Consider the following 10,251-nt stretch of genomic DNA (forward strand, 5'->3'; position numbering starts at 1 on the left):
AACGTCCAGCGCCGGTCGGGCAGTTCGCCCTGCTCGACGACGTACGGGTCGGGCTGCGGCGGCTCGGACGCGTCCGGCTCCTGCCCGACCTGTGCGGCGAGACCGTCGAAGAGCAGCACGCCTGCGTTCTTGTTGGTCTGCGCGGTCTCGGCGATGTAGAGGCGGGAGAGCGTGACGGGGTCGGAGAAGCCCGCGGGGATGTCGCCGACGACCCGCCGCCAGCCCGTCCAGTCGACGACGGTGGCGAAGGTGAAGGGCACGTTGGTGGTGCCCTGCGAGGAGAGCATCGCGCGCAGCCAGTGGCCCTTGCCGTCGCCGTTGACCCACAGCGCCAGCTTCTTGGTGCCCGGCGGCAGCGTGAGCGGTCCGGGCGCGGCCACCGCGTAGGCGGCCGACGTGCTGGACTGCCCGGTGAAGTCGTACGTCAGCTGGAGCGCGTGGTTCCCGGCCGCGGCCCCCGGGCGGTCGTCGGCGGCGACCACCGCGACCGACGCCGTACCCCGCGCGGCCAGCGCCGTCCACTGCCCGGCGGCCTCGAACTCGCCGAGCGAGACGTCCACCAGGCCGACGGTGACCGGGAGCCTGGCGGTGACACCCTGCACGGTCGCGGTGAGCGTCGCCGTCGTGCCGCCGCCGTCCGCGGCGCCGGTGACGGTCAGGCCGGTGGCGGTCGCGGTGACCGTGAGGACGGCCTTGTCGTAGTCGAGCGCGACGTCGCGCGGTGCGACGGGCGCGTCGAAGCCGTCCGCGTCGTAGCCGGTCAGCGCCACGGTCGCGGTCGCGCCCGGGTCGATGGTGACCGCGCGCTGTGTGAAGGCCAGCCGGTGCAGCTCGCCCAGCACGCGCAGCCCGGCCTCGCCGTCGGCCGCGCCCGCGTGGGCGCGCAGCACACCGGCACCGGAGCGGCGGGCGCGGAAGACGCCGTCGCTGACGGAGCCGAGCGAGCCGGGCGTCGCCGACCAGCCGACCTTGTGGCCGCCGGTGCCCGCCGGGCCCCACGCCTCGTCGTAACCGGCCACGGCGACGTCCACCGTCAGGCCCGGCACCACGCGGTCGGCCCGCGGGCGCACGTCCAGGCCGCGCAACTGGCCCGAGCCCGGCCGGGAGAAGAGGCCGACACCGTTCGGGACGGGCCGCTCGCCGCCGTCCGAGGGCGTGTTGACGACGCTCACACCGCTGTCGCCGGGGCGCCGCGCGACGATCTCGGTGGAGCCGCCGCCGTCCAGCATGAAGGCCTCGTACGCGCCGAGCCGCGCCATCAGCACGGCCATGTCGTCGAAGCTCAGCCCCGCGGAGAAGTTCGCCGAGCCGTCCACGGCGACCAGCAGCAGCCGGTGCCCGCCCTGCGGCCAGCCCACCGCGGTACGCGGCTTGGGCGCGTCGTTGCCGGTGCTCGGCGGGAAGTCCACCGCCGTGCCCCCCTCGACCAGCACCGCGCCGCTGCCCAGCGCCACGGCCGGCGCGCCGGGCGCGTCGCTCTTCGGCGCGAAGTCCACGCTCACCGGGTCGCCCTGGCGCACCGAGGCGAGCTGCGCGGCCGCCGTGCCGCGGCCCAGCACGACAAAGCCGTCGGCGGGTACGGCCGTTGACGTCAGCTGCGCGTTCACCGCGCTCACCACGCCGCCGCTGACGACGACTTCGGTGTACGGGCCCGGGTCCTGGAGCAGCGTGCGGTCGGCCGGTCCCCACAGCGGGGTGTAGACCGACACCGCGTTCGCCGGGACGGTGGGCGAGTTGAGCGCGGCGAGCGGGCGTGTGGTGCCCGCGACCGTGACCGTACCGGTGATCATGAGGTCCGCGAGCCGCGCGACACGGTCGGCGCCGATCGCCATGACCGTCTGCGCGGTGCTCGTGCCCTTGCGCAGCTGACCGCCCTTGATCTCCGGGCCCTCGGCCGCGTAGGTCTCGGTGATGTCGAAGTAGTCGCCGTTGACGGCGGCCACCGCGTGCTGCCCGTCCGCCGCGCCCGCGAGCGGCCGCGCGTGGCTGACCTCGGCGGCGACCAGGTCGACGGACACCGACGCGGTGCCCAGGTCGGCGTTCAGCACATGGGCGCGCATCCAGCCCGTCCGCCCGAACAGGTCGAAGGACGTCAGCACGATGCCCGGGGCGACCGGCCGGTCCACCCGGCCCGCGACGACCGACTCGCCGTCCACGGCCAGGTCGTACACCGGCGCCTTGAAGCGCGCGGGCTGCCCCGGTCCGTTGCCCGCGGGCCCGTCGTGCCCGTGCCCGTGCCCCTGCGCGTCGCCGCCGCCCGCCGCGTACGCGGGGGTCGCGCCGGCGGCGACCCCGCCCGCGACGAGGCCCGCCGCCACCGCCCCGGCGATCAGCCCGCGCCGCGTGACCTGGCCGCCTGCCGCCGCCGCGGCGCCCGATTCCGTCCTCATGTCCCTGCTCGCATCCGTGTCCATGGCTGCTGACGCTAGGCGGTCGTACTTGCCCGGGAACGGACGTCGAGGTGAACACCTGACGGCGCCACGGTTCCGTCATTCCGCATGGCGGGACGTGTGTGCACGTCAGAGGCGTGCGGGGCGTGCGGCGCCGGGACTACTCCGTGTCGATGCCGTAGTCGTGGATGAGGGCCTCCAGACCGCCCGGGTAGCCCTTGCCGCCGGGCACGAAGTCCCAGTCGCCGGACGCGCGGCGGCGGAAGGAGCCGAGGACGAGCGCGGTCTCGCCGGGACGGCCCTCCGACACCGCGAGCGAGCCGAGGTCGGCGCGGGCGGCGTCCAGCAGCCGCAGCGTCGCGGACGTGAAGGCGGTCAGGTCGGTGTGCGCGGTCACCGCGGTCGGGTCGAGCGCGGCGGCCAGCACGAGCCGGTCGGCGCGGGCGGGCAGCGCGTCGAAGGCGACCCGCAGCGCGGCCCGGTCGGGCGGCGGCGCGGGGATCGCGCGGACCGTGCCGTCGGGCGTGCGGGGGTTGTTGTAGAAGACGAAGTGCTCGTCGCTGAGCGCGGTGGTGCCCGCGCACACCAGCGCGCACACGTCCAGCGGCACGTCCCCGGTCCAGCTCAGGGCCAGCACGTTGTGGTCGTCGGCGGGTTCGTCGTCGTCCTGCGGCGGTACGGGGGCGGCCGTCGGCGAGGGGCCGAGGCGGCCGCGCAGGCCGTGCGCGTGCAGCAGCTCCACCAGCTGTTCGCCGGAGACGAGTTCGAGCGGCTTGCCGTGCGCGAAGGTGTGCGCGGTCGGGCCGAACCGCGACGTCGTCACCAGCACGCCCTTGTTGGCGCCCGCGTGCTGCACGGTGCCGAACAGGTCGCGGACGGCGGTGGGCGGGACGGTGTGCCGGTAGCGCTTGACCTGCACCACGATCGAACCGCCGGTGATCGGCGCCGGGTCGAGAGCGTCCACGTCCACCCCGCCGTCGCCGGAGCGCACGGTCGTGACGGCCTGCATGCCCATCGCCCGGAACAGCTCGGCGACGAGCTGCTCGAAGACGAGCGGATCCATCGTGAAGAGGTCGGGCTCGTCGTCCCCGCCGTGCGTCACGACCGCGGAGCCGCCCGCCGCGCCGCCGACGTCCTCCGGCAGCCTGCCCGGACGTATCGCCGCCAACTGGTCCGGCCGCGCCGACAGTTGCCCGCCCAGCGCCTCCACCAGGCAGTCCGCGGCGCTGACCCGCGCGAGGTCCAGCCGCTCGAAGTCGCCGCGGGTGGCGGTGACGGACGCGAGCTGGAGCTGCGAACGGCGGCCGGTCACCGGGTCGTGGCCGTCCACGTAACCGGTGAGCGCCACCGACTCCAGGGCGCCCGGCTCGTCCGCCGCGAACAGGTCGCGCAGCGCGAGCAGCACGCACTGCGCGAGCAGGTCGCGGTAGAGGGCGCGGCGCTGGGTCGCCGGGCGGGGCGTCTCCTTGAGCCGGTCGGCGCTCGGCATGTAGCGCACCGACTTCGTCTCCGGCACCACGTCGTACGCCGGGAGCTGCCACGTCAGCACGAGCTGCCGCTGCGCCGGGTCGTACGCGGCGCTCACCGAGCGCGGCAGATCCTCCGGCCAGGCGGTGGAGGCGTAGAGGGCGGCGGAGAAGAACTCGACGACGGCCTGCGGGTCGCCGCCGCGCAACGCGGCGACGGAGGCGGCCACTTCGGTGTTGTGGCGGCGTATCGCGGCCAGCGCGGTGGCCGCCCACTCGTCGTACTGCCGCCGGTAGGCGGCGAGTTGGGTCTGCCGCTGCTGCTCCGCGTGCTGGGCCGCGCGCAGGTCGTGCGCGTAGCGCGCCTGCGCCTCGTCCTCCGCGCGGCGCCGGGCGCCCCGGCCCCACGCGGCGTTCTGCGGCGGGCGGTAGCGCGCCGGGTCGGGCATCGGCACGGGCCGCCCGAGCGGGCCCGGGTCGAACGGCTGCAACCGCTCGGATCGCGCCAGGCCGCCCGTCCCGAACGCGGGCGCCCGGCACCCCGCCGCGAGCAGACCCTCCAACGCGGCCACCCGCTGGTCGAGTTCGTCGGTCAGCCGCTGCGCCTCGGCCTCCTGGCCCTGCCGGTAGGCCGCCTGCCGCTCCCGGTCCCGCCGCGCCACCTCCCGCTCGTACGCCCGCTGCTGCTGCGCCCGCTGCCGCTGCGCCTGCGCCTGGGCGCGCACCTGGGCCTCCTGCTGGCGCTGCTGGCGCCGCTGCGCCTCGGCCCACGCGGCCAGCGGACCACTGGCGGAGCGACGACTCATACGGTGACTGCCCTCCCCGAACCCCGCCCGCCCGCGGCCCCCCACGGGCTCGCCCCCGGGCCGGCGGCACGTTTGTCCGATTCTAGGGGTGCCCCGCCCCGACTGCCCACGCCCCTGCGGTGCCGCACCCGGCCGCATGCCGCGCTGTCGTACCCCCGTGATCTGATGGGGGAACAGATCCGGCCGCGACCGGCGGGCGGAGCTTCCGTCCGACGTGCCCGGCGACCGGCCGCGGCCGCACGATCCGAGGAACCGCGCATGAGCCACCCGCAAGCCCCCGCCGACCACGCCACCGCCCAGGGCCCGCTGCGCGACGTGTATCTGCGGCTGGTCGCCGAGGAGTCGATACCCCAGGAGGCGCGCGGGCAGTTCGGCTACCTGCGCCCGCTGGCCACCGACCTGCTGGCCGGCATAGCCCTCGACACCCCCGACACCGTCCGCGTCCTCGACGACAGCGACGTGGCCCGCGTCCCGTGGGACACCCTGGTCGCCGCCGCCCGCGCCAACCTGCTGGCCTCGCCCGTCGACTACGACACCGTCGACCTGCCCGGCGGCGCCGTCCTGCACCTGCTCGGCCACCCGGAGTCGGTGTTCGCGGCCAGCAAGGTGCTCGTGTTCGAGGAGGCGGTGCGGGCCGCGGGCGGCCCCGCGCTCCCGGCGGAGGGCGTGCTGCTGGTCGTCCCGAACCGGCACAACCTGGTCTTCCACCCGCTCGCCGACCGGCACGTCGCCGAGGCCGTCAACTCCCTGGCGCAGTTCGCCCAGGGCGCCTACGAGGACGGGCCCGGACGGCTGTCCCCCCGGGTGTTCTGGTGGCGCGCGGGAACCCTGACGTCGATCACGCACTTCGACCCGGCGAGCCGCATGTCGAGCATCGTTCCGCCCGACGAGCTGATGGCGATCATGCGCCGCCTGGCCGGGGCCACCGGCTGACGCGGTCCGGCACCCGGGCCCTGACCCTGACCCGGCCCGCGGATCCCGCGCGGATCCCGTCGGGCGCGTGGTCCCGGCGGGCGGCCCGCCCTTAAGGTGCCGTCCATGCTGATCGCATGGGGGATCCTCGTCGTGGCGGCGATAGCCGCGAACATGACGTACTGGGTGCGCCGCGCAGGCCCGGTCCGCACCCGGTTCCGGGCCGAACACCCCGAGGAGTGGGAGCGGATGGGCAGCCGGGCGCGCTCCTACCCGGGCCCGGAGGGCAACCGGATCCTCGTGTGGCACACCGTGACGTTCCTGCTGCTGGTCGTCGTCGGCTGCGCCGTCGCGGCGCTGATCGCCGGGTAGTCCCGCCGGAGCGGTGGCGGACCGGGCCGCGTACCGGCGAGGATGACCGGTATGAGCCTGCCCACGGAGCCCGGCGTGCGCAGCCGGGAGGATCTCGCCCGGTACGTCGGGGAACTGCTCGCCGACTACCGGCGGCGCGGTGACACCTGGGAGAACGCGACGCTGGAGCGTTTCCTCGACGCGCTCGCCGCCTGCCTCGGGGCACACGGCCGCGAGGCGTCCGCCGACACCCCTGCGGAGTGGGGCTACCTCGCCTTCGTGCTCGGTGCCGCGACCGTCTACGAGTAACCCGCGGGCGGTGTGCGCCGATCGGGTCGCGTCGGCGGGGGCGGCGAGCAGCGGGCCGCGGGTGTGGTGAGGTGGCGGGAACGGCTGAACGACCACCTCGGAGCGGGAGCACCACGTGTCCAAGATCGCGCTGTACGGCGCCACCGGAACCATCGGAACGCGCGTCCTGGCGGAGGCGCTGCGGCGCGGCCACCAGGTCACGGCCGTCGTCCGCGACCCGGCGAGGCTCACACTCGCGGACCCCAACCTCGCCGTGGTCGTCGGGGACGTGCTGGACCCGGGGTCGGTCACCGAGGCGGGCCGCGGGCAGGACGTCGTGATCAGCGCGGTCGGCGGCGGCGACGGGCCGGGCCACCTGGCCCTCATCGAGCCGAGCGTCGAATCGCTGGTCGCGGGGCTGCGCGCGCTCGGGGCCGACGCGCCGCGGGCGATCGTCGTCGGCGGCGCCGGATCGCTGCGCACACCGGACGGCACGCGGGTGTGGGACGCCGAGGGGCTGCCCGAGTTCCTGCTCCAGATCATGCACGCGCACGGCGACGCGCTGGACCACCTCCGCACGGTCGACGACGTGCGCTGGACCAACCTCAGCCCCGCCGCGACGATCGAGCCCGGCGAGCGCACCGGCACGTACCGCATCGCGCTGGACGACCTGGTCGTCGGCGCGGACGGCCGCAGCCGGATCTCCACCGAGGACTACGCCGTCGCCGTCCTCGACGAGGTCGAGCACCCGCGGCACATCGGGGAGCGCTTCACCGTCGGCTACTGAGGTCCGCGTCCGCGTCCGTTGCCGCGGAGGGGCCCGGCTCCTCCGCGCGCCCGACGACGGTGTTCTCCGGGCAGGAAGGCGTGTCGTAGCCGCCCTTTCTGCTTGACCAGTTGACCGTGTTGCAAGGCCATCAGTCCTGAAGCCTTCCGACGCGGAGGATGGCGTGCCCATTTCAGAGGCGGTCCAGGCTGTCAGCCGCCGGCGCCCTGCGCCCGCTGCGCGACCCGGACGCGCCCGAACTGGACGAGGACGACGACGGCGAGCCGGAGTGAGGCAGTGGCCGATTCGGCCGCCGCCCGACCGCGCGCCGGGGAGCGTGATCACTCGATTGAGCGAGCTTGGTGGTTCCGGGAGAAGGGGAGAGGACGGAAGGACAGTTCGATCACGGATGGAAGGCCGCCCGTGATCGCGCAGTGGGTCGGCCTGCCTGAACGGGGCAGTGGCTTGTGAAGTTGGCTCTCTACCCGGGCGACGATCCGGAGCTGACGCGAGTTCAGCGTGAGCTGCGGACGTTTCTCACCGATTTGCCGTTGACCGAGGCCGCACGGTCGGCGATCCACGTGGCGGTTCTCGAAGCGGTCGTCAACGCCGTCCGGCACGGTCGCGGCGCCGAGGGGCCGCCCGCAGAGTCGGTGCGGATCAGTGTCTGCCGTCCCCGCCGGTACCTCCTGGGCAGTTGGGCCAGGGCCTGGCGGGTGGCGGTGATGTGGTCGGGGCCGCGTCCTCCTTGTCCGAGTGCGCGATCACCAGCACTCCGTCCAAGGGCCGGCTCGGCCCGCAGCATGGCGATGTCGGCCAGGCGGTCCCCGCCCATCGCGACCGCCAGCGCAAGATCCAAGAGGGTCCTGCCAGGATCGTGGACGGCCCGCGGCTTCCGCCAGGATGTCAGCGCGGCGGATATCGCCCGGTCGAGTCCGGTCTTACGGACCGTCTCCACCAGCAGGACCGAACCGGCCTGCGAGACCACCAGCCGACCGTCACCCGACACCAGCACACGCGGGTATGACACGGAACGCTTACTCACCTGGGAAGTGCCTCCGGCGGACGCGTGAACAAGGGCCTAGTCGATCCTTATTCGCGCTGGTCTGGGGCACTGGCATGATCAACTGCCGGACAACCGGCCCCACGAACGCCCGGGGCTGGTGCGTGGTCGTTGCTGGGCCACGCCATCATCGCCGATTCCGCGACCTTTTCCAGATCGTGCTGACTCGCACCGTCTCTGGCCTGCTGCGACATCCCCTGGAAGACGCAGGACGTGAAACGAGCCAGCGCTCGGGTGTCAGTACATCGGGGCACGTCACCCTCCTCGCCCCCCTGAGCGATCCTTGCTGCGAAGGCTTCCTCGAACGACCGGCGGTGGCGCAGCAACTCCCGCTCCACCCCGGTCGACTGGGCTGTGACGTTGCTCGCTCCGAAGACGACCAGACAGCCACGCGGACGGTTGTCGGACGTCAGTTCACGGGCGGCTTCGTGCAAGGCCCGCGCCACGGCGCGGTATGCGGTCGGCTCCTGCGTCAGCGCCTCGGCCAGGTACGCCCCGTAGGTGCGGACATAGAAGTCCACCGCCTCCTTGAACAGTGACTCTTTGTCCCCGAAAGCGGCATAGAGGCTCGGCGGCCCGATGCCGAGCACACGTGTCAGGTCGGCGATGGACGTCGATTCGTAGCCACGTTCCCAGAACAACCGCATCGCGCTGTCCAGCGCGGCGGTGCGATCGAAGGAACGCGGGCGGCCCCGCTGTCTCGTTGCCACACGAACATTCTATAGCCATCGCTAAAGAATCTGCTAGGTCCTTTCTGTAGTAGTCACTACTAAAAAATGGGGGGCGGAGCCATGGGCTCACTCAAGGGCAAGACGGCACTGGTCACGGGCGGCAGCCGAGGTATCGGCCGCGCCATCTGCGAACGACTGGCCCAGGCCGGCGCGCTCGTCGCGGTGCACTACAACACCAACGAGCAGGCGGCCAAGGACACCGTCACGGCCATCGAGACAGCGGGCGGCCGCGCCTTCGCGATCCAGGCCGAGTTGGGAAGGCCGGGCGACGCCGAGGCCCTGTGGGCGGCCTTCGACGCGGCCATCGTTGCGCACGACCCGCGCGGTGGCCTGGACATCCTGGCCAACAACGCCGGCACCGCGGTGACGGCCGGCATCAAGGACACCGACGAAGCCGCCTTCGACCAGGTCTTCGACGTGAACATCAAGGCACCGTTCTTCGTCATCAAACTCGGCCTCGACCGGCTGCGCGACGGTGGCCGCATCATCAACACCACCTCGGGCTTCACCCGCGTCGCCTTCCCGGCCATCGCCGCCACGGCCGCATCGAAGGGAGCACTGACCACCCTCACACGCACCCTGGCGCTGGAGCCGGCCCCCCGCAACATCACCGTGAACTCGGTCGCCCCGGGGATCACCGAAACCGAGGCCAACGCCTGGCTCGCCGACCCCGCGGCCCGCACCCACGGTGAGTCGTACTCCGCGTTCAAGCGCATCGGCAGCGCAGCGGACGTGGGCAACGTCGTCGCCCTCCTCGCCTCCGACGACGCAGAATGGATCACCGGTCAAGACATCGACGCCACCGGCGGTTCACTGCTCGGCCTCTGACCCTCCCGGCCCCACCGCCCACGCAAGAGCAGTCGGACGGTGTCCCGTGACTGACGGGCACGCCGAAGTGCGGCTCGCACACTCCGTCGACTGAACGACCCCGCACGGGGTATGTGACACGCGCTCCGCGTGGCACAGACACCGAGGCCAGGCAGCCGGCACGGCCACCACCGGCCAACGCGAGGTGCTACAGGAGCGCGTGCTGCGCGTTCAGGTGCTGTGCCCTCGGCTTCACCTGAGGAGTGCGGCGTTCATGACGACGACCAAGGCGCAGAACGAGCCCGGTGTCCCAAGTCAGAGGCCCCCCTCACCTCTCTGGCTGCACTTCTTCTGGTCGGTACGTGAAAGCGCGAGGTTAGCCTCCCAGGAATCGCAGCACCGCCAGCACCCTGCGGTTAGTACTGTCGTCCCGCGGCAGCCGCAGTTTGTCGAACACCGCGTTGGTGTGTTTCTCCACCGCGCTCCTGGAGATGAACAGTTGCTGTGCGATGGCAGTGTTGGTGCAACCCTGGGCCATGAGTGTCAACACGATTCGCTCACGGTCTGTCAGCAGACCGAGATCGTCGGTGTGGCGTGTGCGCGCCAGAAGGCGGCGCACTACCTCCGGATCGAACACCGTGCCGCCGCCGTGCACCCGCTCCAGCGCGGAG

9 protein-coding genes and 2 pseudogenes are annotated in these 10,251 nt (G+C 73.2%); 6 read left to right on the plus strand and 5 right to left on the minus strand.

What is annotated here, in order from left to right; genetic code table 11:
* The coding region (locus ACWERV_RS35860) for a phosphodiester glycosidase family protein (protein WP_452941009.1) at positions 1 to 2,390 on the minus strand (2,390 nt) is incomplete at its 3' end.
* 160 nt (positions 2,391 to 2,550) lie between these two features.
* Complete coding sequence (locus ACWERV_RS35865) at positions 2,551 to 4,662, minus strand: restriction endonuclease (RefSeq protein ID WP_452941011.1); 2,112 nt, start codon at positions 4,660 to 4,662, stop codon at positions 2,551 to 2,553.
* A 258-nt stretch (positions 4,663 to 4,920) separates the two neighbouring features.
* Here ACWERV_RS35865 and ACWERV_RS35870 point away from each other — a divergent pair, with 258 nt between their 5' ends.
* From ACWERV_RS35870 to ACWERV_RS35890, 5 genes and pseudogenes are all read left to right on the plus strand, one after another.
* Positions 4,921 to 5,595 carry a hypothetical protein gene (locus ACWERV_RS35870; RefSeq protein ID WP_452941013.1) on the plus strand — a complete coding sequence of 225 codons (675 nt, stop codon included), beginning with the start codon at positions 4,921 to 4,923 and terminating at the stop codon, positions 5,593 to 5,595.
* A gap of 105 nt (positions 5,596 to 5,700) precedes the next feature.
* The gene (locus tag ACWERV_RS35875; protein ID WP_452941015.1) at positions 5,701 to 5,946 is read left to right on the plus strand and encodes a hypothetical protein; all 246 of its coding nucleotides are present in this window, start codon (positions 5,701 to 5,703) and stop codon (positions 5,944 to 5,946) included.
* Between the two features lie 51 nt (positions 5,947 to 5,997).
* On the plus strand, positions 5,998 to 6,234 hold the full coding sequence (locus tag ACWERV_RS35880; RefSeq protein WP_452941017.1) for a DUF7660 family protein: 237 nt from the start codon (positions 5,998 to 6,000) through the stop codon (positions 6,232 to 6,234).
* A gap of 115 nt (positions 6,235 to 6,349) precedes the next feature.
* The gene (locus ACWERV_RS35885) at positions 6,350 to 7,000 is read left to right on the plus strand and encodes an NAD(P)-dependent oxidoreductase (protein ID WP_452941019.1); all 651 of its coding nucleotides are present in this window, start codon (positions 6,350 to 6,352) and stop codon (positions 6,998 to 7,000) included.
* A 446-nt stretch (positions 7,001 to 7,446) separates the two neighbouring features.
* A pseudogene (locus ACWERV_RS35890) lies at positions 7,447 to 7,680 on the plus strand (ATP-binding protein); the annotation flags it as partial.
* Here the strand turns inward: ACWERV_RS35890 and ACWERV_RS35895 are convergent.
* Positions 7,617 to 8,024: pseudogene (locus tag ACWERV_RS35895) on the minus strand (transposase); the annotation flags it as partial. The pseudogenes ACWERV_RS35890 and ACWERV_RS35895 sit on opposite strands and share 64 nt — an antisense overlap.
* Positions 8,025 to 8,071: 47 nt before the next feature.
* Entirely contained in the window at positions 8,072 to 8,752 is a 681-nt protein-coding gene (locus ACWERV_RS35900; protein ID WP_452941021.1) for a TetR/AcrR family transcriptional regulator, read from the minus strand.
* Positions 8,753 to 8,833: 81 nt separating this feature from the next.
* Between ACWERV_RS35900 and ACWERV_RS35905 the strand changes: the two genes are divergently transcribed.
* Entirely contained in the window at positions 8,834 to 9,601 is a 768-nt protein-coding gene (locus ACWERV_RS35905; protein WP_452941023.1) for an SDR family oxidoreductase, read from the plus strand.
* Positions 9,602 to 9,956: 355 nt separating this feature from the next.
* Here the strand turns inward: ACWERV_RS35905 and ACWERV_RS35910 are convergent.
* The coding region (locus ACWERV_RS35910) for a response regulator transcription factor (protein ID WP_452941025.1) at positions 9,957 to 10,251 on the minus strand (295 nt) is incomplete at its 5' end.

The sequence above is a fragment of the Streptomyces sp. NPDC004031 genome (genome assembly GCF_053604375.1).

Bases quoted from the DNA above. Each gene is read 5' to 3' on its own strand.
- ACWERV_RS35865 (WP_452941011.1), bottom strand. From the start codon at position 4,662: ATGAGTCGTCGCTCCGCCAGTGGTCCGCTGGCCGCGTGGGCCGAGGCG.
- ACWERV_RS35870 (WP_452941013.1), top strand. From the start codon at position 4,921: ATGAGCCACCCGCAAGCCCCCGCCGACCACGCCACCGCCCAGGGCCCG.
- ACWERV_RS35875 (WP_452941015.1), top strand. From the start codon at position 5,701: ATGCTGATCGCATGGGGGATCCTCGTCGTGGCGGCGATAGCCGCGAAC.
- ACWERV_RS35880 (WP_452941017.1), top strand. From the start codon at position 5,998: ATGAGCCTGCCCACGGAGCCCGGCGTGCGCAGCCGGGAGGATCTCGCC.
- ACWERV_RS35905 (WP_452941023.1), top strand. From the start codon at position 8,834: ATGGGCTCACTCAAGGGCAAGACGGCACTGGTCACGGGCGGCAGCCGA.